This window comes from Rahnella inusitata, assembly GCF_965118895.1.
Taxonomy (GTDB): domain Bacteria; phylum Pseudomonadota; class Gammaproteobacteria; order Enterobacterales; family Enterobacteriaceae; genus Rahnella; species Rahnella inusitata_A.
Genome location: NZ_CBCPJJ010000014.1, coordinates 157,604 through 181,336 on the forward strand (window position 1 = coordinate 157,604; position 23,733 = coordinate 181,336).

Here is a 23,733-nt window from a genome sequence, read left to right on the forward strand (position 1 = left end):
TTGGGATCGCTGTTATCAGTGACAGTTAATAACTGCCGGTTTTAGGCGCGGCGTGTAACTCTCCATCACCGACTTTAATCCCTAAAATGGCGGCGACTTTTTTGCTGATCAGTTCAATATCAAACGCGGACGCGGATACCGGACTGAAATCAATAATAGAGCGCTGCGAGGCATTAGCCTCTGGCACACATTCATCCCTGTGGATTGTGCCTAATAATCTTTCATTCAAACGTTGTTCGAAGAATTGGGTGACGTCGCGGCTTAATGTCCGGCGGGTGTCACTTTGATTCACGACGTAATATTCCCCTTTTTTATTATTCAGAGGAGTACCAATTAATTTGTTCTTTTCCATTAACGGCAATAAAGATAACGATGCCGTATCCGCCAGCATCACCACCACGTGCAAATCCGCAATGCTTTGCACGGCTTTTAATGCCGGACTCGGGCCGGGAGGAAAATCCGCAATAATAATTAAACCCGGATAATTTAGAACGGTATTTAATCCGCGCTGTAAAAAATGCGGATCGGTGGCTAACTGATGTTCAAATTCCAGCCGCTGATCTTCGCTCACTTCACCGTACGGCAGAACGAAGGTGTTGGAACCGGCTTTGAGAATGAACTGGCTCCAGTCGGACTCATTGCCTGAACCGGCAACAAAACCGCGGGTATCTGAAATCGGCACACCGAAATGAAGGCGCAGGGCATTCTGCACATCAAAGTCGATGACCAATACTTTGCTGCCGCTACGGGCAAGCGAGTAGGCCAGGTTGGAGGCCACCGTGGTTTTTCCTACTCCACCTTTCGGTGAACAAACGCAAACTAACGGCATGAGGCAATCATCTCTAACAAAGGTTGAAGCGGTGTGTCGCGATGCAAATAAGCGCTGACAGGCTGCGGAGCTCGCTGTTTAAACATTTGTTTAAAGCGCTGTTCGGTATCCGCTGGCGCCACGGGAGCCGGAGTTTGTACTGGGGCTGAACGGGACGCCGGTGCTGCCGGGTGAACAGGTGCGGTATAGACCGGCGCAGCAGGTTGTGCGGGAGCGGCCGGGGTGACAGGCGGCTGACGCACGGTTTCGGGCATGGCTTTTCGCAGTGAATCAAGCAAACCCGAACCGCTGTCTGGCACCACAGACTGGGCGTGCAACGACGGCGTCGAGTGAACTGGCTGTGGCTGCGGCGCTGGCGCGGGGGCCGGATGGGCAGGCGCGGGCGGCAGTGTCTCACGCAGAGCATCAAGCAAACCAAAGCCCGCCGCCGGAGGAGAAACTTCCGAAGACCGGGGTTCATCGTGCGTATGCGAGGCGTCGGTAAAGGGGGAAGAATGCTGAGCGTGCAGCGCTTCCTGTGCCGAAGACGGCGAGAACTCATCAGCAGAAATGGACTGCGGCGTGGGCTGCGTGGAGCGCCCGCTGTCTAAAGGACCGCCGGGTGTCTGGCTGGCAGAAACCTGTTTTATTAATGTCCATTGATTCATCGAACCGGTAATTGATTCGCCGGTGGATTTATCATTAAGCTCTTTATAATCAAGCTCTTTAAGGTTGGTCTTATCCATAAAACGCTTAATGTCGTCATATTTATTCATATATCCCGCCCGGTAGGATTATATTTGTGTGGGGATTATCTGGACGTCAAAACGGCCACACGAGAACCGCTAACAAAAGTGTAAAAGGTTTAATTTTTTAGCGTTTTTTTTCGGGATAAGAATAATCTTAATATATCAGTTCTTTTACAGCATAGAGCACTTTTTACAAAAATTAGGAATTGCACCATAGAAAACATTACGCCTATAACCCGCTGTCAGAAAAGGTTTTTTATTTAATTGAGCTGAAATTTTCCGTTATGTGAGATGAAACCATTGTTTTGAGTGTGATGTACAGCACATTGATTCAATCAGAAGCGTTTAACTCAGAATTTTAATGACATCACTAATCATCAGGTTAATGCGGAGTGTAGGTTTTCTGTCAGTCAAAACACATAAAGTATTTTAGTGATGAACGTTACCCGGCAAACACGTTGTTTTTTATAACCAAAAGCCCCTGTTTCACCTCGAAATAACGCGATATAAGGTATACTGCGCACAATTACTGTTCCTGATAAGGTACATGGAGCAAAACAGGTTGGCAGTTGATGGAGAACTATGTTGCGCGTCAGGCGTTCGTTAACAATCAAACAGATGGCAGCCGTATCGAGCGTGGCTGCGATAACTATTTGTTTTTTTATCGTCATCCAGTTGTTTCACTTTGTGCAACAACGGAGGGATGATTACGCCCAGCAGCTTGAAAACATAGCACATTCCGTCAGGGAGCCGCTGTCGCAGGCGGTGCTGGATGTGGATCTGGAAGAAACCCAGGACATCCTGAACACGCTGCAACCGGTCGGTATTCTCAGCCGTGCGAATGTCGTGATGCCTAACCAAATCGCCGCGTTGCACACGAATTTTCCTGCGGGCCGCCCGGTTCCGCCCTGGATCTCCCGCGGGTTTAATCTGCCGGTAACCATTTCTGTTCCTCTTTATTCTGCTGCCGCCAGCCCTAAAGATCCGAAACCGCTGGCCTATCTGGTACTGCAGGCTGACTCCTACCGGATGTATCAGTTTATCGTCAGCGCGCTCTCGACCATGCTCACCACTTATCTGTTGCTGGCACTGATCCTTACCATTTCACTGAGCTGGGTCATCAACCGTCTCATCGTCAAACCGCTGCGCACTATCGCCCGCGAGCTGGAGTCCCTGCCGGAAAGCGACGTGCCCTTTCATCAGCTGACGATGCCTTTGCTGCATGAAGATGATGAAATTGGAATGCTGGTGCGCAGCTACAACCGCAATCAGCAACAGTTACAGAAAATACAGCAACACATCAGTGATACACCGCCGCTCGCGCAAAATTGTGTCAGTAATGAAGAACAGTTCATGGCTCGGCTGCAACACAGGTTGCAGTCCACCGAGCCTGAAAAAGGCTTTCATCTGTTGCTTATCGGTATTGAAAGCCTGCGCGATGACGGGCATGTGGATTGCCCGCTGGTGTCTTCTATCATTGAAGCGCTCCCTGAACACTGCTTACTGGCGCGCCTGAGCTATAACGAATTTGCTTTGCTGGCGGGGGACATCACCCGGCCGTTTATGGCGATGCGTCTCGCCCGACAAATCATGGAACGCATCAATGCCCCGCAGGAAAGCGATGCAGGCAATATGTCTCTGCATCCGACCGGCAGTATCGGGATAGTGCAGCATACCGGCGAATTCCCGGCGACCGCGCAGCAGCTGATGGTCAATGCCCGCGCCGCGCGCGTTTCAGCTTATCAGCAGGGTAAAAATCAAATCCTGTTCTTCGAGCCGGAATTAACGGAAAAGATTCAAAAGCGCTTGTTGCAGGAAAACGACATTCTGCACGCGATGGAACAAAATGATTTCACACTGTTTATCCAGCCGCAGGTGAATATGCGCACCGGCGCGGTGGTCGGTGCTGAAGCACTGTTGCGTCGGAAAATGCCCGACGGCAGCTACGGGCTGGAAAGTGATTTCATCGTGCTGGCGGAAGAAATCGGCGTCATGAGTATGCTGGGCTACAAGATTCTTGAACTGGGCTGCGGGATCCTCGCGGACTGGCAGAGCCGCGGCATCAATTTACCACTCTCGGTGAATCTGTCCGGCGTTCAGGTACAGCAGCGCAATTTCCTGCCGGAACTTCGCAGTCTGCTGAGCCGTTATAAAATCAATCCGGGGCAGCTGGTGCTGGAAATCACCGAAACTGCGCGCATTGATGATTTAGATCGCGCGCTGCTGCTGCTGGGTGAATTGCGCGCCGTGGGCGTGTCGATCGAACTGGATGATTTTGGCCTGGGATATTCTGGTCTGGAATACCTGAACCGCCTGCGCTCGCTGCCGATCGATGTCATCAAAATCGATCGCAGCTTTGTCGGCGTTCTGCCGCAGGACGACGTCATGGTCAACATTGTGGCCTCCATCGCCCGTGCGATGAACATCCAGTTAGTGGCCGAAGGTGTCGAAACCGAAGCGCAACGCCAGTGGCTGCTTGAAGAGAATATTCTCTTAGGCCAGGGCTATTTATTCTCTGCGCCGCTGTCAAAAGACGCCTTCGAACAAAAGTTTTGCCCCGCTGAATAACCTGCCCCAGGGCAGGAATTCCCCTCCAGCCCGTCACTTTTCGTACTTTTTTTACTTACTCTTCGTCTGCTGAATGCTTTCAGTTCTGTTTTTTCATGACCCGTTTTTTCGGGAGGAAACAAAATATTTCCATGATGTTGTGATGGTGTTACTTTTCGGCAGTCGCCCATTATCCGTACCCCTACAAAACAGAGGGCGATACTCACACATCAGGATGGCTAGTCATGAAAATATCACTCTTCAAAAGCCTGTATTTCCAGGTGCTTCTGGCAATAACCCTGGGTGTCCTGCTGGGACATTTCTACCCTGAACTCGGTGCGCAAATGAAACCGTTAGGTGACGGTTTTGTTAAATTAATCAAAATGATTATCGCGCCAGTTATCTTCTGTACGGTCGTCACCGGTATCGCCGGCATGGAAAGCATGAAAGCGGTCGGACGTACGGGCGCCATCGCGCTGCTGTATTTCGAGATTGTCAGCACGCTGGCACTGATTATCGGGCTGGTGATCGTCAATATCGTCCAGCCAGGTGCCGGGATGAACGTTGATCCGGCGGCGCTGGATGCTAAAGCGGTGGCAATCTACGCCGAACAGGCACAAAGCCAGGGCATCATTTCGTTCCTGCTGGATGTCATTCCTTCCAGCGTAATCGGTGCCTTCGCCAGCGGAAATATCCTGCAGGTCTTACTGTTCGCCGTGCTGTTTGGCTTTGCGCTGCACCGCCTTGGCCACAAAGGCCAGCTGATTTTCAACGTGATCGACAGCTTCTCGCAGGTCATTTTTGGCATCATTAATATGATCATGCGTCTGGCACCGTTGGGAGCCTTTGGTGCAATGGCCTTCACCATCGGTAAATACGGCGTGGGTTCTCTGGTGCAGCTCGGCCAGCTGATCCTGTGCTTCTACCTTACCTGCGTGCTGTTCGTGGTGGTCGTACTCGGGCTTATCGCGCGCTTCACCGGTTTCAGCATCTTCAAGTTTGTTAACTACATCAAAGAAGAACTGCTGATCGTACTGGGGACATCCTCTTCTGAGTCGGCGCTGCCACGGATGCTGGATAAAATGGAGCGTCTGGGCTGTAAAAAGTCGGTGGTCGGGCTGGTGATCCCAACGGGGTATTCCTTCAACCTCGACGGTACCTCAATTTACCTGACAATGGCGGCGGTCTTTATTGCGCAGGCCACCAATACCCACATGGATATCTGGCATCAGATCACCCTGATTGTGGTATTGCTGCTCTCCTCAAAAGGTGCGGCGGGCGTGACCGGCAGCGGGTTTATCGTACTGGCGGCGACATTGTCAGCAGTCGGGCATTTACCGGTAGCGGGTCTGGCACTGATTTTGGGCATCGACCGCTTCATGTCAGAAGCACGTGCGCTGACCAATCTTGTGGGTAACGGCGTGGCAACTATTGTGGTCGCGAAGTGGTGCGGTCAGCTTGATGAAGGCCAGCTTAAAGCGACCTTGAACGGCCAGAAAGGCCTGACGGAAGCAGAGAAGTCAGCTGCAGGCGCTTAAACCTTTCCAAACAGCGGGTGATATCTGTGCATAAAACCCGCTTAAGGTTCCAAAAAACGCATTTAATTAGCCTCAATCCCCCCTAAAATCCACCGTTTACTTGATGTAACCGGTGGATTATCTTCATAATATGCCTCTCAAACACCGCTTGCGGCGGTATTTCCCAGAATATTTTCGTCGGGTGCGCGACATTGCGCAGAACCCGAGGTCTAACGAAGAGCCGTAATTTTTCGGCCTTTATTTTACGCATTCAGTTCCTGTGGGCGCGTCGTAAGACACCGGCAGGACAGCACTCTGAAAATTGGATTGTCATTACGTAGGGGTTCACATGCAGGGCACCAAAATCCGTTTACTCATTGGTGGATTGCTGCTGGCAGCAGCAAGTCATGTGCAGGCAGAAACATTACAACCCGACCCGGCCTGGCAGCAGGGAAAGTTAGATAACGGGTTCACCTGGCAGCTTCTGACCACACCACAACGTCCGAGCGATCGCATTGAATTACGCCTGGTGGTACGCACCGGCTCGCTGGCAGAGTCTGCCCAACAGTCTGGTTATACCCATTTCCTCCCTCGTCTGGCGTTAATGCACAGCGAAGGATTCAGCACCGCTCAGCTCCAGTCTCTCTGGCAGCAGGGTATCAATCCGCAACGGCCATTGCCGCCCGCGGTCAATTCGTATGATTTCACCATGTATAACCTGAGCCTGCCGAACAACCGACCGGATCTGCTGAAAGACGCCCTGAACTGGCTGGCGAACACGGCGGGGAAAATCTCGGTGACGCCTGCTTTGGTGAGCGCCGCCCGTCAGGAATCGCAGGATCCGGTGGGGTCGTTGCCACAAAATCCCCAGGACGCTTTCTGGCGTGCGCGTATTACCGGCTCAACGCTGGTGGGGCATAATCCTGACCAGCTGCCGACGAAACCCGTCAACATCGACGCCCTTATTAAGTTTTATCATCAGTGGTATACGCCAGACGCGATGACGTTATTCGTGGTGGGCAATGTGGATGGTCGCGCGTTAAGCGAACAAATCAACCGCACCTTCTCACCGCTGAAGGGAAACCGTCAGACACCGCAAACGATGCCGACGCTTTCAGAACTCACGACAAAATCCATGACGCTGATGGACGACAACCTGACGCAGGATCGTTTGTCATTAATGTGGGACAGCGCGTGGCAGCCGATTCAGGATTCACAGGCGCTGGCCACATACTGGCGTGGTGATTTAGCCCGTGAAGCCTTGTTCTGGCATTTACAGGAAGCGCTGAAAACTACGTTTGAAAACAAGAAAGACGCCACAACGCCTGCCGCAGGCTTAGGTTTCGACTGTAACGTGCAGTTCCAGCGCGCCCAGTGTGCTATCCGTATCGAAGCGCCACAGGCCAGACTGGCTGAGCTGTTAAAACGTCTTTCTGAAGAACTGCTGGTGGTACGTGACAAAGGCATTTCACAGGCTGAATTCGATGCGCTGATTGCCCAGAAAAACGACCAGTTAAGCAAGTTGTTCGCGACCTATGCCCGTACAGACACCGACGTGCTGATGAGTCAGCGTCTGCGTTCACAGCAAAATGGCGTCGTGGACATCGCGCCGGAGCAGTATCAGCAATTGCGTCAGCAGTTCCTTTCAACGCTGACCTTACCGGTATTGAATCAGGAGCTGAAACAGCAACTGTCGCGTGAGCCGGCGTTGCTGGTGGCTCAGCCGAAAGGCGAACCCGAGGTCAATGCCGGGGAGTTGAGAGCGATATACGATAAGATTATGGCGCCAGCTGAAGCCAGCCCGGCTGTCGAAGCCGCACCGACGGCAGCGGTGCAATAAGGGGTTTTCTTTTAAATCCCTTTTTAATCTGATCGAGAGTATTTCGGTTTTTCAGCAGCCGTTATCACATGACTTTCTGCTCCTGCCCCTGGAAGAGGGAAAAAGCCTTTCCCCTCTTCCAGGGGCAGGAGCAAAGCTGCCGCCTTATGCCCGTTTCGGCATAAACTCCACCGGAATGATCGCCCCGCGATGCTGGATCACCGTGCTCGCCGTTTCGTGCCCACGCACTGCTGCTTCCACCGCGCTTCCGCCGGTGAGCCTCACCGCCAGATATCCCGCGCTGAAAGAATCTCCGGCGGCGGTGGTATCGACGACTTTCTCTTTCGGCAGTTTCACCGCAGGCACATCATGCAGCTCGCCTTCGGCGCTGGAGACGATGCAGCTGTCAGCGCCGCGCTTCACTACCACTTCACTCACCCCAAGCGCGTGCGTACGGGCGATCACTTCCTCGCAGGGCTTCTGGCCCCACAGCATGTCTTCGTCGTCGAGTGTCAGGAAGGCGATATCGGTGCAGGAAAGCATGGCGTTGTAGGCGGATTGCGTCTGCTCTTTGCTCGCCCACAGACGCGGGCGGTAGTTGTTATCGAAAATCACTTTGCCACCGCGTGAACGGCAGGCTTTCAGCAGGGTCATCAGGCGGTCGCGGCTTTCTTCGGTCAGGATAGCCAGGCTAATGCCGCTCAGGTATAGATAATCGAATTGCGCCAGCTTCTGACAGATTTCTTCAGAATGCGGGCTGTCGAGCCAGTAACGCGCGGCGGCGTCGTTGCGCCAGTAATAGAAAGTGCGCTCGCCAGTGTCATCCGTTTCAATCACGTACAGGCCTGGCAGTTTGTTATCAAGACGCTGGGTCAGATCGGTTTTAACCCCTTCCTTTTGCCACGCCTGCACCATTTCATTGCTGAAACTGTCAGTGCCGAGGGCGGTGACGTAATGCACATTCAGCGCGTCGGGCGACACCTGGCGGGCAATATAAACTGACGTGTTCAGCGTATCGCCACCAAAACCCCGGTTTAAAGCGTCGCCTTTTTGTGACAATTCGATCATGCATTCGCCGATAACGGCAATGTTTTTGCGAGTCATTGTACCTGGCCTATGTCTGAAGCATTAAAACGAAAGAGAAGAAAAGTCAGTCATTATTACGCTCTAGTCTCTTCATAAGAATGCGGTCAGTCAATAAAATTAAAACGAGGTTTTATTTTTTACGAGGAAGATCGAAAAAAGGCGTGTAAGGAATGAAAAAAGGGAAGCCGCGCGGCTTCCACATCGGACAAACAGAAAAGCGCGTTATTTGCTTTCTTTACGCAGTTCCGTCACCGGACGCCCGCCCAGTCCCCAGTTATCCGTGTCGATTTCATCGATGATTACCGTGGTGGTCGCTGGATTTTTGCCCAGTGTATCGACCAGTAATTGTGTCACGCCTGCGATCAGCGCTTTCTTCTGTTCGGCGGTCGCGCCATCGCGGGTGATTTTGATATTGACGTAAGGCATTTTTCTCTCCGAATCGGGACGTGCGGTTAATGAAGTGTTGCAAAGCTTCCAATGTAGAGCCTGCACAAAAGAACTTCCAGCACCGGTTTACGGTTTTTCGTGCGGAAACGTCGCAGGGAGATGAGGAGTGATTAAAGTTTCTGCGCGCTGCGCCGATAGATATCTCTACAAAAGAAAGCCAGGAAATCGAACTACTTTGTCGGCACGTCATTCATTGTAGTCACGGAAGACATGTTGCCGCATGTCCTTGATTATCTGACTCTTATTCATGACGGCAGAAAAATATGATAACTAAGATGATGTTAGGGCTGATTACGCCTTCTTTTACTGCTCTAGAGCGCGTAAAAGCACAGTCTTACTGGCGTCAATGTCAGAGAGTGTACCGTTTTCAGCCCATTTACCGTACCACTGGAAAATTGCTGGGCATTGAATTACTGACCGGCGTTTTCCATCCCGGCGAACCGCAGAAATTTATTTCGCCTGAGCATTATTTTGTCGCGATAGCCGTGGGTAAACGCCTGCAAATCGTGCAGGAACAGCTCGACCTTTTGCAGCGCTGGCAGCGGTTGTTTATCGATAATGGCCTGCTGGCGTCGATTAACGTCGACGGTCAGGTGCTGGAGATGTTGCAGTCTGAATCGTCGCTGCGCGCGCAAATCAGCGCAATGCCTTACGTCCGGTTTGAACTGGTCGAAAGTGCCGAAAATGCGCTGAGTATTCCGCTTTCGCAAATTGAACAGTCCGACCGCCTGTGGCTGGATGATTTTGGTCAGGGCATTGCGAACTTCTCCTCGTTCACGACCTGGCATTATGAGTACATCAAAATTGCCCGTGACCTGTTTATTCTGCTGTGTCAGAGCGAAGAGGGCTCGCGCCTGTTCTACACGCTGGTGACGCTCATGAACCGCTACAGTAAAGGCGTGATTATTGAAGGCGTGGAAACCGCCGCAGAGTGGGCGATGGTGTGTAAATCTGACGCGTTAGCCGCTCAGGGATATTATCTGGCGCGCCCGGCGACGTTTGACGGCCTCGATAACTTGCCAATACATTTCGAAGGATAATGAATCACACCAAACTTAGCTCAGGCACGTCTCAAAATGCCGGGTGAGTTGCACTGGTGTGATACATTCTCATCACCTTGATTTTACTTGATTTATACTCATTTGCCCCCTCCCCATAACTCCGTTGTCTCTGCGTCGTTTCAGGCAAGACAGGTCGAATTCAACTATGTTTAAACTCTGGAATTCGTTAACTGTCTGAAAGGAACCCGTTTATGACGCGCACAGGTAAAGTGATCTCGTGGATTGCAGGCGTGATTATCATTCTGCTGGTCGCCATCGTCATTTTCATTGCGATGTTCGACTGGAATCGCCTCAAACCCACTATCAACCAAAAAGTCAGCACTGAGCTGAACCGGACGTTCGCCATCCGTGGTGATTTGGGCGTCGACTGGTCCCGGCAGAAGGATGAGGCTGGCTGGCGCGCGTGGGTGCCGTGGCCGCATATTCATGCCGAAGACATCGTGCTGGGTAACCCCTCCGACGTTCAGGGCGGCGAGAAAGACGCGCAGATGGTGAAACTGGCGCGCGTCGATGCCAGTATCGCGCCACTCGCGCTGCTGCACAAAGAAGTGCTGATCCCGCGCATCTGGCTGAAACAGCCTGACGCCTCGCTATTGCGTTTAGCCAACGGCAAAAATAACTGGACGTTCAATCTCGCCAACAGCGACAAGAAAGACCCGGCGCAGCCGCCGTCAGCCTGGTCGTTCACGCTTAACGATATCGTTTTTGATCGTGGGCAGATTGATTATAAAGACGCCCAAATGAAAGCCGATTTCCGCGCAGTGATTGATCCGCTGGGCAAACCGCTGCCGTTTACCGAAGTCATAGGCGATAAAAAAGACGCGCCGAAAACTAAAACGCCGCCCTTCGTGTTTGGCTGGAAAGTGGAGGGTAAATACAACGGTGAATCGCTCTCGGGCAGCGGAAAAATCGGCGGAATGTTAGCGCTGAAAGACGCCGATGCGCTGTTCCCGTTGCAGGCTGACGTCCGCTCGGGCAATACCCGCGTGGCCGTCGCCGGGACGTTACAGGATCCGATGAACCTCGGCGGTCTGGATTTACGTCTGAAATTCTCTGGCCAGACATTGTCTGATTTGTATGGCCTGACCGGCGTGCTGTTGCCGCAAACCCCGCCGTACTCTACCGACGGGCATTTATCGGCGACGTTGCATGATAAAAATGGCGCAATTTACCGTTATCAGAACTTTAACGGGGAAATTGGCGACAGTGACATCCACGGTTCCCTGACCTATCAGGCCAGTAAACCACGGCCGAAACTGACCGGTGAAGTGGTGTCTAAACAGCTGCGCTTTGCCGATCTGGCGCCGCTTATCGGTGCTGATTCCAATAAAGACAAAGCCAAACGGGGTGAGACGACGCGTCAGCCTGCGGACAAAGTCCTGCCGGTGGAGAAATTCGACACCAAAAGTTGGGGGGCGATGGATGCGGACGTCAAATTCAGCGCGAAGCGCATCGAGCACGGCGAATCCCTGCCGCTGAGTGACCTGAGCACCCATCTGAAACTGAATAATGGTGAAATTCTGCTCGATCCACTGCGCTTTGGCGTCGCGGGCGGAAACCTTAATTCGACTATCCGTCTGGAAGGGGATAAATCGCCGATGCGTGCGCGTGCCGACCTGCACGCCCGTCATCTGAAGCTGAAACAGCTGCTGCCGAAAATGGAGTCAATGGAGCGTAGTCTGGGCGATCTGAACGGTGATGCGACGCTCACCGGCACCGGGAACTCTGTCGCGGCGCTGCTTGGCAGCAGTAACGGTGACATGAAAATCCTGATTAATGACGGCGTCATTAGCCGCAGCCTGATGGAGCTGGCCGGGCTGAACGTCGGGAATTATCTGGTTGGGAAGCTGTTCGGCGATGACGAAGTGGCGATCAACTGCGCTGCCGCCAACGTGAATATCAAAAACGGTCTGGTCACGCCGCGTCTGTTTGTATTCGATACCGAGAATGCGGTGATCACCATCACCGGCAGCACCAACATGGCGACCGAGCGTTTGGATCTCACCATCGACCCGGAAAGTAAGGGGTTACGAGTCCTGACCCTGCGCTCGCCGCTGTACGTGCGCGGCACCTATAAAAATCCGGATGCCGGTGTGAAACCGGGGCCACTCATCGCCCGTGGCGCAGCAGCCGTCGCCCTCGGTGCCATTGTCGCACCTGCCGCCGCGCTGCTCGCGCTCATCTCCCCAAGCGACAGCGCAGAAAATCAGTGCGGTCCGATATTGCAGCAGATGAAGGCGAAATAAATGTAGTTGCCATATTGGCAACCTGGCATGGCGATGTTAATCTGTTGCCAGGTTGTCAACTTATGGAATAAGCATGCATCTGATTACAATGCGAGCCTTAGCCGAAGCTGCTGTACGATTTCCTCATTATAAAGCGGAATTGTTGAGCCTGGGTAAGGTGATAGAAAAAGGGAATTTCCCCACTCCGGCAGCTCTTAAGAAGGTCTACCCTTCGCTGGATAACTTCAAATATCTCGATAAACATTATGTTATCAATATTGCCAGAAATGATGTCAGGGTCATCGCACTGATATTTTTCGAAAGCCAAAAGTTCTACGTGAAAGGCGTGTATACACACGCCGAATACGATCGTTTTACCGATTTGCACCGGGGTAAAAAGAAATGATTAACGAAGCCATTAAAGCGACTGAGGCGTTGGTCAGCGCCGTACCTTTGCTGGGCGACCACGCCAGCGAGAAGGATTATCAGGAAGCGCTGGAATTGGTTGAGTATTTATTGATAAACAACCCGACCAGCCCGTTGCTGGATATCGTCAGCAATAAAATAAACGTCTATGAAAATACCCTGCCAGATGTTATCGCGTTTCGTGAAGAAATGGCGGCGCTGCCCGATGGCATCGCCGTTTTAATGACCCTGATGGATCAACATGGTCTCAAGCAAAGTGATTTAGCGGATGAAATTGGCAGTAAATCGCTGGTGTCGCGTATTTTGCGCGGAGAGCGCAAGCTCACAGTGGAGCACATTGGCAAGCTTGCAGCCCGTTTCGGTATTTCGCCCGCGCTGTTTATTTAATTAAGGCACCGGATCCAGTACCGCGCATTTGTGGTCCTGAATTTCTTCGGTGGAAGCGTTGTTCAGTTTTAGCAGGTCGCGTTCACTGGCGAGCAGCAGGAAATCGCCGCCTTGCAGGCTGACCATCGCCATACCGAAGTGCCCCATCTTTTTATCAGCCTCCGGCACACCTTCGGCCAGAATGCGGAAAGCGCCTCTCTGATTCAGTTCAGCAGGGGTGACTTTGCGCGCCAGATAGGTGTGACCGAGCAGCTTGTCCGGCAATTGCTGCCAGTTATATCCCATCGCCGCGCCGTCTTTGATAAGCTGGTTTTTCACCTCCGGCAACAGGCACGAAATATGAATGTGCAGCTGGTTCTGTGAACGCCCGTATTGAGAATTGATCGCCAATGAGACGTTGCTGTCATCAATCGGTTTACCGTACTTTTCCGCCATATAATGCCGTGCGGCCCAGGCCTGACTAAAGAAGTTCGGTGTGGCTGGCTCCAGCAGCGCCGGGCTTTCCATTCCGGTGATGCGTGCGGTGGGCATCAGCAAATATTGCAGCGGCCCGTTCATGTCTTTCAGCACCACAAATCCCTGCTGTTCATCGACCTGCGCACAGGGCGCGGGTTTGCCATTGCTGCGCTGATTCGGCAGGCATTTTTGGCTGATAATATTCCACAGGGCGTTGGGATTAGAGCTGTGAGGCCAAAAATACCAGAGGGCGGCGGCAATCACGATAAGCAGGAGCAGGAGAGGCAGGATCAATCGTCGTAAGCGCATAAGAAACCTTCGCAGAAGGCACCGTGCCGGGCGCGTACCGGGCACGGTATCCAGGTCAGTTACAGTGACTGATGGGCAGTTTCTTTGGACAGCAGCAGCGCTATCAAGGTCAGCGTTGCCATAGATGCCAGATAAACGCCCACATAGAACAACCCGTAATGGGTTGCCAGCCAGGTGGCGATGTACGGCGCAACGGATGCACCCAGTATCGAAGACACATTATAGGAGAAGGAGGCGCCGGTATAGCGAACTTCCGTCGGGAACAGCTCCGGCAGCAGCGCGCCCATCGGACCAAATGTCAGGCCCATCACCATGAATCCGCACAGCAGGAAGACCATTACCAGTGCCTGCGAACCGGAACCCAGAATCGTCGGGAAGTTAAGCGCAAAGACAATCATCAGCAGCGTAATGCAGATCATGGTTTTGCGACGGCCAAATTTGTCCGCCAGCTGGCCCGCAATCGGCACCATCACACCAAATCCGATCACGCCAATCATCAGCATCAGCAGGAATTCGTTACGCGGAATGCCTAACCCGAGAGGCTGCGCCGCCGTGCCGTAGCCCAGCGAATAAACCGTCATGATGTAGAACAACGTGTAAGTGGCGACCATGATGAAGGTGCCCAGCAGGGTCGCTTTTTTGTATTTCGTGAACAGGGTGCCGATCGGTACTTTTACCTGTTTGCCCGCTTTGGCGATTTTGGCGAAAACCGGCGTCTCATGCAGGGACACACGCACATACAGGCCAACCAGTACCAGTACGGCGGAAAGCAGGAACGGCACGCGCCAGCCCCAGGCGATGAATTGTTCGTCGGTCAGCAGCCACGACAGCAGCAGGAACATGCCGTTGGCGAAGAAGAAGCCAATCGGTGCGCCGAGCTGTGGGAAAGAACCGTACAGCGCGCGTTTTTTCGGTGGCGCATTCTCTGTGGCGAGCAATGCCGCCCCGCCCCATTCACCGCCGAGGCCCAGACCCTGACCGAAACGCGCCAGCGCCAGCAGCAGCGGGGCGAAGACGCCAATGGTGGCGTACGTCGGCAGCAGGCCGATGACCACGGTGGAGACGCCCATGGTCAACAGCGAGGCAACCAGCGTCACTTTACGTCCGACGCGGTCGCCAAAGTGGCCGAAAAGCGCAGAACCGATCGGGCGTGCGATAAAGGCAATGGCGAAGGTCGCGAGCGACTGAAGCGTCGCGGCAGTCGGATCGCCCTGCGGAAAGAAAATATGCGGGAACACAATAACGGCGGCGGTCGCGTAGATATAAAAATCGAAGAACTCGATGGCCGTACCGATCAGCGATGCCACGATGACTTTGCCGCGGGAGTTCTGACTCACCAGGTGCGCGTCAGCTTCTAATTCAGGAGTGATGGTGGCTTGCATAAGTGTTTCTTATTTGTAATGAGTGAGAGGGAACTAATGTAAATAAATGTATAGCGAAAAGTCATCTTATGCAGAGCGAGGCGGCATTTCAACGCATCAGGCAGCCGGGAAAAGCGGGTTTCAGGCGGGTTCGGGTGATTGTTTTATTAACATCCTGTTTCACCAAACATAAGTTCGGTGAAAAGATGAAATGCAGAACAACTGACGGGGAAATGGCTAAATTAAAGTGCCGCTCTCAGTCAGTTATTCTGGTTTTCGGGGTCAGGATGAGATGAAATTAGTGATAATCACTGCTTTCTTATTTCATTTTCAGGATTAACGTCTGCGATATGTATTTCATCTGGCACGATGATGTGGTCCTGAGTGAATTCGCTGTCGTTTATCATTGCGTCCTTCTTCTTCTGCGCGGCCCGTTCTTTTGGGTCAGGCATACGCGGATCGTCTTTGTACTGCGCGGTGGCGATCCAGGCGGCGACAAACAGTGTCAGGCGGGCGAAGAAATAGAAGAACGCCATCAGGCCGATCACCGAACCAAAGGCGGCACCGGAAGGCGAGGTTGCCAGGCGCGGCAGCGTCATGGTCATCACAAACTTGATGACCTCAAAGCCGATTGCCGCCAGCAGCGTGCCACGGAACAGGGCTTTTTTACGCGGCTTGTGACGCGGCAGCATCCAGAAAATCCACAGGAACAACAGATAGTTGGCGGCAATGGAAATCGCCAGCGCGATGCTGGTCATCACTGGCCTCAGCCATTCGATACCGCCCAGCCCCAGCGCATCCACGATGGTTTCCTGCGCCGAACCGGCAATCGAGGTCAGCGACAGCGTGATTATCAGCGCCAGCACCAGACCGGTGAGGGAGACAAAATCGCGGAAATAACGGCGATAAATTTTCTCCTGATCCTGAGGGTTACGCTCCCACACATCGCGGGACTGCGCACGGATCGCTTCACGCAAGTTACCCATCCAGCTGATACCTGAGTAGAGCGCAATCAATAAGCCGGATAAACCGACCGCCGTACGCTGCTGGATAGCCGTATTCACGGTACTTTTCAGCGTCGCCGCCAGATTGGGATCGCTGATACTATTGACGATTTTATTGATAATCCCGGCCAGCAAATCCGGATTCGAGGCCAGCACGAAACCGACGGCGGCGAATGACACCATCAGAATCGGAATCAGCGACAGGAACGAGAAATAGGTGATGGCCGCGCCAAACTGGCTGCCGAGGCGATCGTTAAACCGTTCGGTGGTGCGCAGCAAATGGGCTACCCATCCCCAGGATTTGACGTGCTCAACCAGACGCGAAAATCTGCCGATATTTTTATCTACCGTGTGATTGCCGGTTTTGATGTTAATCAGCGGCGTCGGTTCTTCCTGCTTTTCCGGCGTATGTTTTGAAAGGTCTTCTTTTGAAATTAGGGGCATTGATCCATGTTGTCCTTAAAAGTGTATCCAGTCTTAAGTATAGACACCTGTGAGGCGCAGCCGGGGCCGTGCAGGCTTAAGCGGTCAGGCAATGAACGTTTGGGTGATTTCCGTCAGCCAGTCCATGAACACTTTGACGCGTCGCGACAGGTTCAGACGGTGGGGATAAACCAGCGTAACCGGCATCGGCGGCGCGCGAAATTGCGGCAAAATACTCACCAGCTGGCCGCTCGCCAGCGCGTCCCGCGCGCCAATCAGCGGCACCTGAATAATCCCCAGTCCGGCCAGACAGGCAGAGACGTAGGTTTCGGTGCTGTTGACCGTCACCGCGCCGCCGGTTTTAACACTTTTCACCTGCTTGCCGTCGAGGTATTCGAACGTGGACGTGTGGCTGCCGAGCGTTTGCTCGTAATGCACCATCGCATGATGGGCCAGCTGGTCGGGGTGATCCGGGGTGCCGTAGCGTTGCAGATAGCCGGGGCTGGCGCAGTTGATCACGCTGAGATGCCCGAGCGGACGGGCGATAAGCCCCGAATCTTTCAGCGTGCCGGAGCGCACCACACAGTCGAATCCTTCGCGCACCACGTCGACGCGGTGATCGGTGCTGCTCAGTTCGATTTCCAGCGCCGGGTAGCGGTTGAGAAATTCCGCCAGACGCGGTAACACCAGATGCGTCGCCATACCGACTGACATATCCACCCGCAGCCGCCCGCTGACATTGGCCGGATTCGACTGAAACATCGTCTCCAGCTCATCCATGTTAGAAAGCAACTCCTTGCAGCGCTGATAAAACACCTGCCCGTCCTGCGTCAGCTGCACGCGACGCGTTGAACGATGCAACAGGCGGGCGGACATCCGCGTCTCCAGCTGTTGTACCAGACGAGACACACTGCCCTTCGGTAATCCCAGACTTTCGGCGGCGCGGGTAAAATTACTCAGCTCGGCGACGCGCACGAAGACCTGCATTGATTGTATTTTATCCACATAATATCCGATTGTTGTTTGGATTGAGACAGTGAAACTCATTATGGACCATTTATCACACGCAGGTAATCCAATAGGCTATGTTTCATCCGATGCTGAAGTGACATAACCCTAGTGAGGTCTGAAATGAGTCGAAAAATCGCTATCGTGACCGGCGCAAGCCGTGGTTTAGGTAAGAATGCCGTTGAAAAGCTGGCAAAAAAGGGCGTGGATATCATTTTGACCTACCACAGCCAGCAGGATGCGGCGCAGGCGGTGGTGAAATCGGTGGAAGCGGCGGGCGGGAAGGCTGTAGCGGTCAAACTTGATGCGGGCAACAGCAGCAGCTTTGATGCGTTTGTCGCGCAGGTGAAAACGCAGCTGCAAGCAGTCTGGCAGCGCGATAACTTCGATTTTCTGGTGAACAATGCCGGTGTCGGGCTGCACGAAGCATTCGCTGAGACCACCGAAGAACAGTTCGATCTGATGATGAACATCCATCTGAAAGGTCCGTTCTTCCTGACGCAAAAACTGCTGCCGCTGATGGCCGACGGTGGCCGTATCCTCAACGTGTCGAGCGGGCTGGCGCGCTTTGCGCTTCCGGGCTCATCCGCTTACGCCATCATGAAAGGCGCAATTGAGGTGCTGACCCGTTATCAGGCGCGGGAATTGGGCGCGCGTGGCATCACCGCCAACGTGCTGGCACCCGGCGCGATTGCGACGGATTTCAGCGGCGGCATGGTGCGCGATAATCCGCAGGTGAATAAAATGGTGGCGGATAACACTGCGCTGGGCCGTGTCGGATTGCCGGATGATATCGGCGATATGGTGGCGTTAATGCTCAGTGATGAAGCAGGCTGGATGACCGCCCAGCGTGTCGAAGCATCAGGCGGCATGTTTATCTGATCGCAGCGTCAATCGTGCTGGAAACGCCGGGCTTTCATATGCTGTTGTTTTTCCAGCTCGAAAATTGCCCGTTGCAGGTCGCGTTCCTGCGCGGGCGATAAGCGCGGAAACTTAAAGCTCAGCCGCTGCGAGCTGACCGTCTCGCCTTTGTTGCTGACCGATTTACGCGGCATCGAGCCGATATACTGCAGATCCAGTTTAAACGTGCCGAGCTCTGCCAGCTGGATAACCGAATCTTTCAGCACTTCGCCCGAGGTGATTTCCGGCAGCGCGGTGCCCTCAATTTCCAGCCCCAGCCCGCCCAGCGAAATGTCTCTCACGCGAAAAGCAAACTCGGTGGCATCGGAGAGTTTGCCGCTGCAACGGTAGTCCGGCAACCAGGGCACATTAACGCGGAAATACTCACGGCGTTGGATGAAATACAGCACTGGCGGAATATCACAGATAAATGTCGGCAGGCCGTCAAACGTCACCTGACGGACTTTGCTGCACGAGAACTCGACTTTTGCCCCGGTCGGTTCCGCCACAAAGGTCAGCGATTCTGCTTCCATCGCCAGCCCATTCTCGTAATCGGAACTGCCCAGATCGAATAAGAACTGATGTCCGTCTGAATTCACATCCAGAATTTTACTGATAAATTGTCCACGGGCATGGGTGACCATGACCAGCGTCTGGTTTTTTTTCAGATCCCGTAAAACGGACAAAATCGCCAGCGTGTTACGCTTAGCAAACGACTCTTTGGGTACTTCGCTCACCTGCCACACCTCTATATGCAATGATCACAAAATGTTGGCGCAGCCTTTGACGTATAAAGCGCCCACTACGGTTATCGGCCACTCAGAACAAATCTTTATTGTGTTAACCCTGATATTTTCACCGGCTCAAAGTGAAATTCCGGTGTCAGTGAGCGGCTTTGAACCGCCCTGAATTATATATAGGCGATATTTCATTCTTCTGAGTATGATTTTTTGCTCTCACCCCCGAAATAAACCGAATAGAAAGCCGCATTCAGGTGTTTACCTTGAAACGAACACTGTCGGGCGCGGCGCGCTTCTTCAAACCGTCTTAACGGTGTCGTCTTGGAACTCAGGCGAAGTTATCGATTCCTCTCTACAGGACATCATCATGAAGACAAAAACTATGATTCAGGCGCTGGCAGCAGTGTGTTTCGCGGGCAATGTTTTGTTGTTCAGCGCAGGTGCGAACGCAATGGGCGACAACTCAGATGCGAAGAAAACACCCGACTGCCCGAAAGGGCAAATCTACGACAGCAAAACCCAAAGCTGTATGGTGGATAAAGGCAGTATGATTTCCGATCAGGACAAAACCCAGTACGCCTACCATCTGGCCAAAACTGGCCGTTATCAGGAAGCCCTGACGGTGCTGAATACGCTCAAAGATCAGAACACCAAAGAGGCATGGAATTATCGCGGCTATGCCACCCGCAAACTCGGGCGCACTGACGAAGGCATCGGCTATTATCAAAAATCTATCGCCATCGATGCAAATTACGCCAAAGTGCGCGAGTATCTCGGCGAAGCTTATATGATTAAAGGACGCCCCGATCTCGCCAAAGCACAGCTGGCCACCATCAAAGGCTTATGCGGCACCGGCTGCGAGGAATATCGTGATCTGAGCGCCGCTATCGACGGCCATCCGGAATCCTGAGTACGGGGAACGATAAATTTCACCGACAGAATTACGTCACGAACTGAGCCAGTGTCTGGCCCGCCTCTGGCGCTATGCGATGGTGTTATCGCATAAGCGCGATGTGGCGGATGATCTGGTGCAATCCACCTGCGTGCGGGCGCTGGAACGCTGCGCCCAGGTGGTGGACAGCGCCGGAACCGATCGCTGGCTCTTTTCGATTCTGCACTCTATTTGGGTCAATGAACTCAGGGCACAGCACGTCCGTCAGGGGCAGGGATTTGTGGATGTGAATGAGCTGGATACGCCCGCCGACGCATTTTCATTTGAAGACCAGCGCTGGCATTCGCAGGTGATGCAAAGGGTGAATGGCCTGCCGGAAGCGCAGCGCAACGCGGTTTTTCTGGTCTACGTCGAAGGTTTCACCTATCAGGAGGCGGCGATGACGCTGTCAGTGCCTATTGGCACCATCATGAGCCGTCTGGCATCCGCACGGCTGACGCTGGCAAAAAATAGCGGAACGTCATCACGACAGGGAGAGAAAAAATGACCCGTGAAATCCTGTCTTCTCCTTTTTCCGATGAGGTGTTAGTCGCCTATCTCGATAATCAGCTGAGCGCACAACAGCGCGCGCAGTTTGAACAACAGCTGGCGCACGACAATGTTCTGGCTGAGCGGCTGGCGCAGATGGCGCGCAGCAATTTACCTTTTCATGATGCTTTTGGCGCGATGTTACAGGACGCGCCGGTCGGCAGGCTTCAGGCTGTACTGGATGCGATCCCGGATGTGCCGGTCGCCGCTGCGCGCGGCGTTAGCCGTCGCGCACTGCTTGCCGCATCGGTGAGTTTTCTGGCGGTCGGGCTACTCGCCGGGCGTTATTCGACCATGCTGCATGCCGAAATCACCTGGCGCGATCGCGTGGCGGATTACATGTCGCTCTACACTGCGCAGACGCTGGCGGACATCAATGATTCCCCTGAACAGCAGCAGCTCCAGCTGTGGCGGGTGCAGAAATCGCTTGGGATCGTGTTAACGCCGGCGGCGCTGAGTGTGCAGGGCGCCGCGCTGAAAAATGCCAGAATGTTGCATTACGATGAATATGACATCGCGCAGATAACCTATCTGGACGCACGTTTCGGCCCGATGGCGTTGTGTATTACCCGGAGCGAACAGCGTGACGACACGGCGCAGGAGAGTGAAATTCGGCAGAAAATGAACGTCATTTACTGGCGGCAATCCGGCTACAACTTCATGCTGATAGGCCACAGTCCGGCGGCGATTCTGGCGGAACATGCGGCCACTTTGCAGGCAAAACTCGCCTGAGCTTTTAGCAGATAGTTTCGTCACGGAACTAACTTATGTAATTATTTAAAGTATTAAACTATTTTTAATGCACGTAACGGCAATGTTAAAATGTTTACGAAATCTCGATAATATGAGTAATCGGTAACATTTATGTGGTTGAATTGTCGTTAGTCACCGCGGTTTTCGTTACTCCCCATTATTGTCCTTTCATACTCTGTGGAAACAATCGCTTGTTTCCCACCGCACCGGGTTGTTGATTTCGTTTATCCAGGGAAATTTGGATAGCTTTCACCTGCAAAACTAAAACTAAACATTCAGAGAAACAGACGTCATGAGAAAGATATTCGCCATGATCCTCTGCCTTAACGTGGTTGCCTTCAGTCAGTCAGCGTTCGCAGAAGATGAGAAGCCCGTCGATGTATTACTGATCGGCGGCGGCATTATGAGCGCGACGCTGGGGACGTACCTTCAGGAATTAGAACCGGACTGGTCAGTCAATATGGTTGAGCGTCTGGACGGTGTTGCACTGGAAAGCTCCAACGGCTGGAACAACGCCGGTACCGGTCACTCTGCGCTGGCAGAAATGAACTACACGCCGGAAAAACCCGACGGCAGCATCGATATTTCCAAAGCGGTTGAGATCAATGAATCCTTCCAGATTTCCCGCCAGTTCTGGTCTTATCAGGTAGAGAACGGCGTTCTGCACAACCCGCGTTCTTTCATCAACAGCACGCCGCACATGAGTTTTGTCTGGGGGGATGACAACATCAACTTCCTGCGTAAACGTCACGCCGCGCTGCAACAAAGCACGCTGTTCCGTGGCATGGAATACTCTGAAGACCCGGCGCAAATCAAACAGTGGATCCCGCTGGTGATGGAAGGTCGTGACCCGAAACAGAAAGTCGCTGCAACGCGCATTCCGATCGGTACCGACGTGAACTTCGGCGAGATCACCCGCCAGCTGGTGGCTTCTTTGCAGAAGAAACCTAACTTCTCCCTGAGCCTCGGCCATGAAGTACGTGAAATCAAACGTAACCCGGATGACACCTGGAATGTGACCGTTGCTGACCTGAAAAATGGCGACAAAGAAAGCGTCATCAAAGCCAAATTCGTGTTTATCGGTGCGGGCGGCGCGTCCCTGACTCTGCTGCAAAAATCCGGTATCCCTGAAGCGGATAACTACGGCGGCTTCCCGGTCGGCGGTGAATTCCTGGTGACTGAGAACCCGGACGTAGTGAAACGTCATCTGGCGAAAGTGTACGGCAAAGCGTCCGTTGGCTCGCCGCCGATGTCCGTTCCGCACCTCGACACCCGTATTCTCGATGGTAAACAAGTTCTGCTGTTCGGGCCGTTTGCGACCTTCTCCAGCAAATTCCTCAAAAACGGCTCCCTGTGGGATCTGTTCGGCAGCGTCAACTTCTCTAACATCATGCCGATGACCCACGTGGGTATCGACAACTTCGATCTGGTGAAATATCTGGTCAGCCAGGTGATGCTCTCGGACGACGACCGTTTCGATGCATTACGTGAATACTTCCCGGATGCGAAGAAAGAAGACTGGCGTCTGTGGGAAGCCGGTCAGCGCGTGCAGATCATCAAGAAAGATGAGAAAGAAGGCGGCGTTTTGCGTCTGGGTACCGAAGTGGTCAGCTCGAAAGACGGCAGTATCACCGCGCTGCTGGGTGCATCACCGGGCGCATCTACCGCTGCGCCGATCATGCTGCACCTGATGGAAAAAGTGTTTAAAGACAAAGTCGCGACACCAGAGTGGCAGGCCAAACTGAAGGAAATCATCCCTTCTTACGGCACCCAGCTGAATGGCAACGTGGCGGCGACAGAGAAAGAACTGGGCGACACCAGCCGCGTTCTGATGCTGGATAATCCACAGCCAAAAGCGGTCGAACCGGCACCCGCTGCGGATAACTCTTCAGCACCTAAGCAAGGCCAGGAGCAGAAACAAGTGGCAGACGTCGCGCTGTAATCTGAATCTTAAAGCCGTTATCAGGAAGGCGCGGGAGACCGCGCCTTTTTAACAATCTTCTCCAGGTTCTTCCTCCCTCAAACCCGATTTAGCACGAATTGCGCGTTCTTTGTACGCGACAAATCGGTCAAAAACATCATCATTACTCCCCGAAAACCCCGTCCGGATGCGGCCTGCGCGAAGGTCAGACGCTCTCATCTCCTCTTTTTTTGAAAGGTTAAATCCTTTTTTAAATTATGTAGTGATAATGTTATATTCGTTGCCATCATTTGAAAAAATGAAGAT

Annotated in this window: 22 protein-coding genes; 12 read left to right on the forward strand and 10 right to left on the reverse strand. The window is 53.1% G+C overall.

Annotated elements, in window-relative coordinates; translation table 11 throughout:
• Window positions 1-25: 25 nt before the first annotated feature.
• The 3 genes from bcsQ to ACMHLI_RS14180 all read right to left on the reverse strand — a co-directional run bounded on the left by bcsQ (window position 26) and on the right by ACMHLI_RS14180 (window position 2,228).
• Complete coding sequence (gene bcsQ / locus ACMHLI_RS14170) at window positions 26-829, reverse strand: cellulose biosynthesis protein BcsQ (RefSeq protein WP_413530018.1); 804 nt, start codon at window positions 827-829, stop codon at window positions 26-28.
• Window positions 820-1,584: a hypothetical protein gene (locus ACMHLI_RS14175; protein WP_413530019.1), complete on the reverse strand. Its 765-nt coding sequence runs from the start codon at window positions 1,582-1,584 to the stop codon at window positions 820-822. The genes bcsQ and ACMHLI_RS14175 overlap by 10 nt, the downstream gene beginning before the upstream one ends.
• A gap of 383 nt (window positions 1,585-1,967) precedes the next feature.
• Window positions 1,968-2,228, reverse strand: a complete 261-nt coding sequence (locus ACMHLI_RS14180) for a hypothetical protein (protein WP_413530148.1) — start codon at window positions 2,226-2,228, stop codon at window positions 1,968-1,970.
• On the opposite strand from ACMHLI_RS14180, the gene hmsP reads away from it, so the two are divergent.
• The 3 genes from hmsP (at window position 2,143) to ACMHLI_RS14195 (ending at window position 7,461) form a co-directional block, all read left to right on the forward strand.
• A complete protein-coding gene (hmsP, locus tag ACMHLI_RS14185) occupies window positions 2,143-4,125 on the forward strand; it encodes a biofilm formation regulator HmsP (protein ID WP_413530143.1) in 1,983 nt (660 codons plus the stop codon). The two genes, ACMHLI_RS14180 and hmsP, sit on opposite strands and share 86 nt — an antisense overlap.
• 224 nt (window positions 4,126-4,349) lie before the next feature.
• Complete coding sequence (locus tag ACMHLI_RS14190) at window positions 4,350-5,642, forward strand: dicarboxylate/amino acid:cation symporter (protein WP_413530020.1); 1,293 nt, start codon at window positions 4,350-4,352, stop codon at window positions 5,640-5,642.
• A gap of 328 nt (window positions 5,643-5,970) precedes the next feature.
• Complete coding sequence (locus ACMHLI_RS14195) at window positions 5,971-7,461, forward strand: M16 family metallopeptidase (RefSeq protein WP_413530021.1); 1,491 nt, start codon at window positions 5,971-5,973, stop codon at window positions 7,459-7,461.
• A gap of 144 nt (window positions 7,462-7,605) precedes the next feature.
• Here the strand turns inward: ACMHLI_RS14195 and ACMHLI_RS14200 are convergent, their stop codons facing one another.
• Both ACMHLI_RS14200 and ACMHLI_RS14205 read right to left on the reverse strand, forming a co-directional pair.
• Window positions 7,606-8,544: a sugar kinase gene (locus tag ACMHLI_RS14200; protein ID WP_413530022.1), complete on the reverse strand. Its 939-nt coding sequence runs from the start codon at window positions 8,542-8,544 to the stop codon at window positions 7,606-7,608.
• Window positions 8,545-8,748: 204 nt separating this feature from the next.
• Entirely contained in the window at window positions 8,749-8,952 is a 204-nt protein-coding gene (locus ACMHLI_RS14205; RefSeq protein WP_112167451.1) for a 2-hydroxymuconate tautomerase family protein, read from the reverse strand.
• Window positions 8,953-9,236: 284 nt separating this feature from the next.
• Between ACMHLI_RS14205 and pdeH the strand changes: the two genes are divergently transcribed.
• The 4 genes from pdeH (at window position 9,237) to ACMHLI_RS14225 (ending at window position 13,072) form a co-directional block, all read left to right on the forward strand.
• Window positions 9,237-10,013, forward strand: coding sequence for a cyclic-guanylate-specific phosphodiesterase (pdeH, locus tag ACMHLI_RS14210; protein ID WP_112167452.1), 777 nt, complete (start codon window positions 9,237-9,239; stop codon window positions 10,011-10,013).
• A 212-nt stretch (window positions 10,014-10,225) separates the two neighbouring features.
• Window positions 10,226-12,280, forward strand: coding sequence for an AsmA family protein (locus tag ACMHLI_RS14215; RefSeq protein ID WP_413530023.1), 2,055 nt, complete (start codon window positions 10,226-10,228; stop codon window positions 12,278-12,280).
• Window positions 12,281-12,353: 73 nt separating this feature from the next.
• Entirely contained in the window at window positions 12,354-12,665 is a 312-nt protein-coding gene (locus ACMHLI_RS14220) for a type II toxin-antitoxin system HigB family toxin (protein WP_413530024.1), read from the forward strand.
• Window positions 12,662-13,072 (forward strand): helix-turn-helix domain-containing protein, encoded by a 411-nt coding sequence (locus tag ACMHLI_RS14225; RefSeq protein WP_413530025.1) that lies wholly within the window; start codon window positions 12,662-12,664, stop codon window positions 13,070-13,072. The genes ACMHLI_RS14220 and ACMHLI_RS14225 overlap by 4 nt, the downstream gene beginning before the upstream one ends.
• Here the strand turns inward: ACMHLI_RS14225 and ACMHLI_RS14230 are convergent, their stop codons facing one another.
• From ACMHLI_RS14230 to ACMHLI_RS14245, 4 genes are all read right to left on the reverse strand, one after another.
• Window positions 13,073-13,837, reverse strand: coding sequence for a CDP-diacylglycerol diphosphatase (locus tag ACMHLI_RS14230; protein ID WP_413530026.1), 765 nt, complete (start codon window positions 13,835-13,837; stop codon window positions 13,073-13,075).
• Window positions 13,838-13,896: 59 nt separating this feature from the next.
• On the reverse strand, window positions 13,897-15,219 hold the full coding sequence (locus tag ACMHLI_RS14235) for an MFS transporter (protein WP_413530027.1): 1,323 nt from the start codon (window positions 15,217-15,219) through the stop codon (window positions 13,897-13,899).
• 287 nt (window positions 15,220-15,506) lie between these two features.
• A complete protein-coding gene (gene yhjD, locus ACMHLI_RS14240) occupies window positions 15,507-16,646 on the reverse strand; it encodes an inner membrane protein YhjD (RefSeq protein ID WP_413530028.1) in 1,140 nt (379 codons plus the stop codon).
• A gap of 84 nt (window positions 16,647-16,730) precedes the next feature.
• Window positions 16,731-17,630 (reverse strand): LysR family transcriptional regulator, encoded by a 900-nt coding sequence (locus ACMHLI_RS14245; RefSeq protein WP_413530029.1) that lies wholly within the window; start codon window positions 17,628-17,630, stop codon window positions 16,731-16,733.
• Window positions 17,631-17,756: 126 nt separating this feature from the next.
• Between ACMHLI_RS14245 and ACMHLI_RS14250 the strand changes: the two genes are divergently transcribed.
• Window positions 17,757-18,515 carry an SDR family NAD(P)-dependent oxidoreductase gene (locus tag ACMHLI_RS14250; RefSeq protein ID WP_413530030.1) on the forward strand — a complete coding sequence of 253 codons (759 nt, stop codon included), beginning with the start codon at window positions 17,757-17,759 and terminating at the stop codon, window positions 18,513-18,515.
• An 8-nt stretch (window positions 18,516-18,523) separates the two neighbouring features.
• Here the strand turns inward: ACMHLI_RS14250 and ACMHLI_RS14255 are convergent, their stop codons facing one another.
• Window positions 18,524-19,270 (reverse strand): flagellar brake protein, encoded by a 747-nt coding sequence (locus tag ACMHLI_RS14255; RefSeq protein WP_413530031.1) that lies wholly within the window; start codon window positions 19,268-19,270, stop codon window positions 18,524-18,526.
• 370 nt (window positions 19,271-19,640) lie between these two features.
• Here ACMHLI_RS14255 and ACMHLI_RS14260 point away from each other — a divergent pair, with 370 nt between their 5' ends.
• The 4 genes from ACMHLI_RS14260 to mqo all read left to right on the forward strand — a co-directional run bounded on the left by ACMHLI_RS14260 (window position 19,641) and on the right by mqo (window position 23,448).
• Complete coding sequence (locus ACMHLI_RS14260) at window positions 19,641-20,183, forward strand: tetratricopeptide repeat protein (RefSeq protein WP_413530032.1); 543 nt, start codon at window positions 19,641-19,643, stop codon at window positions 20,181-20,183.
• A gap of 43 nt (window positions 20,184-20,226) precedes the next feature.
• A complete protein-coding gene (locus tag ACMHLI_RS14265) occupies window positions 20,227-20,712 on the forward strand; it encodes a sigma-70 family RNA polymerase sigma factor (protein ID WP_413530144.1) in 486 nt (161 codons plus the stop codon).
• Complete coding sequence (locus tag ACMHLI_RS14270) at window positions 20,709-21,485, forward strand: anti-sigma factor family protein (protein ID WP_413530033.1); 777 nt, start codon at window positions 20,709-20,711, stop codon at window positions 21,483-21,485. The genes ACMHLI_RS14265 and ACMHLI_RS14270 overlap by 4 nt, the downstream gene beginning before the upstream one ends.
• 313 nt (window positions 21,486-21,798) lie before the next feature.
• Window positions 21,799-23,448 carry a malate dehydrogenase (quinone) gene (gene mqo / locus ACMHLI_RS14275; RefSeq protein WP_413530034.1) on the forward strand — a complete coding sequence of 550 codons (1,650 nt, stop codon included), beginning with the start codon at window positions 21,799-21,801 and terminating at the stop codon, window positions 23,446-23,448.
• The last annotated feature ends 285 nt before the right edge of the window (window positions 23,449-23,733 follow it).

Bases quoted from the DNA above. Each gene is read 5' to 3' on its own strand.
- ACMHLI_RS14225 (WP_413530025.1), top strand. From the start codon at position 12,662: ATGATTAACGAAGCCATTAAAGCGACTGAGGCGTTGGTCAGCGCCGTA.
- yhjD (WP_413530028.1), bottom strand. From the start codon at position 16,646: ATGCCCCTAATTTCAAAAGAAGACCTTTCAAAACATACGCCGGAAAAG.
- ACMHLI_RS14190 (WP_413530020.1), top strand. From the start codon at position 4,350: ATGAAAATATCACTCTTCAAAAGCCTGTATTTCCAGGTGCTTCTGGCA.
- ACMHLI_RS14205 (WP_112167451.1), bottom strand. From the start codon at position 8,952: ATGCCTTACGTCAATATCAAAATCACCCGCGATGGCGCGACCGCCGAA.
- ACMHLI_RS14220 (WP_413530024.1), top strand. From the start codon at position 12,354: ATGCATCTGATTACAATGCGAGCCTTAGCCGAAGCTGCTGTACGATTT.
- ACMHLI_RS14270 (WP_413530033.1), top strand. From the start codon at position 20,709: ATGACCCGTGAAATCCTGTCTTCTCCTTTTTCCGATGAGGTGTTAGTC.
- ACMHLI_RS14195 (WP_413530021.1), top strand. From the start codon at position 5,971: ATGCAGGGCACCAAAATCCGTTTACTCATTGGTGGATTGCTGCTGGCA.
- ACMHLI_RS14175 (WP_413530019.1), bottom strand. From the start codon at position 1,584: ATGAATAAATATGACGACATTAAGCGTTTTATGGATAAGACCAACCTT.
- ACMHLI_RS14235 (WP_413530027.1), bottom strand. From the start codon at position 15,219: ATGCAAGCCACCATCACTCCTGAATTAGAAGCTGACGCGCACCTGGTG.
- mqo (WP_413530034.1), top strand. From the start codon at position 21,799: ATGAGAAAGATATTCGCCATGATCCTCTGCCTTAACGTGGTTGCCTTC.
- bcsQ (WP_413530018.1), bottom strand. From the start codon at position 829: ATGCCGTTAGTTTGCGTTTGTTCACCGAAAGGTGGAGTAGGAAAAACC.
- pdeH (WP_112167452.1), top strand. From the start codon at position 9,237: ATGATAACTAAGATGATGTTAGGGCTGATTACGCCTTCTTTTACTGCT.
- ACMHLI_RS14260 (WP_413530032.1), top strand. From the start codon at position 19,641: ATGAAGACAAAAACTATGATTCAGGCGCTGGCAGCAGTGTGTTTCGCG.
- ACMHLI_RS14250 (WP_413530030.1), top strand. From the start codon at position 17,757: ATGAGTCGAAAAATCGCTATCGTGACCGGCGCAAGCCGTGGTTTAGGT.
- ACMHLI_RS14230 (WP_413530026.1), bottom strand. From the start codon at position 13,837: ATGCGCTTACGACGATTGATCCTGCCTCTCCTGCTCCTGCTTATCGTG.
- ACMHLI_RS14200 (WP_413530022.1), bottom strand. From the start codon at position 8,544: ATGACTCGCAAAAACATTGCCGTTATCGGCGAATGCATGATCGAATTG.
- ACMHLI_RS14215 (WP_413530023.1), top strand. From the start codon at position 10,226: ATGACGCGCACAGGTAAAGTGATCTCGTGGATTGCAGGCGTGATTATC.
- ACMHLI_RS14180 (WP_413530148.1), bottom strand. From the start codon at position 2,228: ATGACGATAAAAAAACAAATAGTTATCGCAGCCACGCTCGATACGGCT.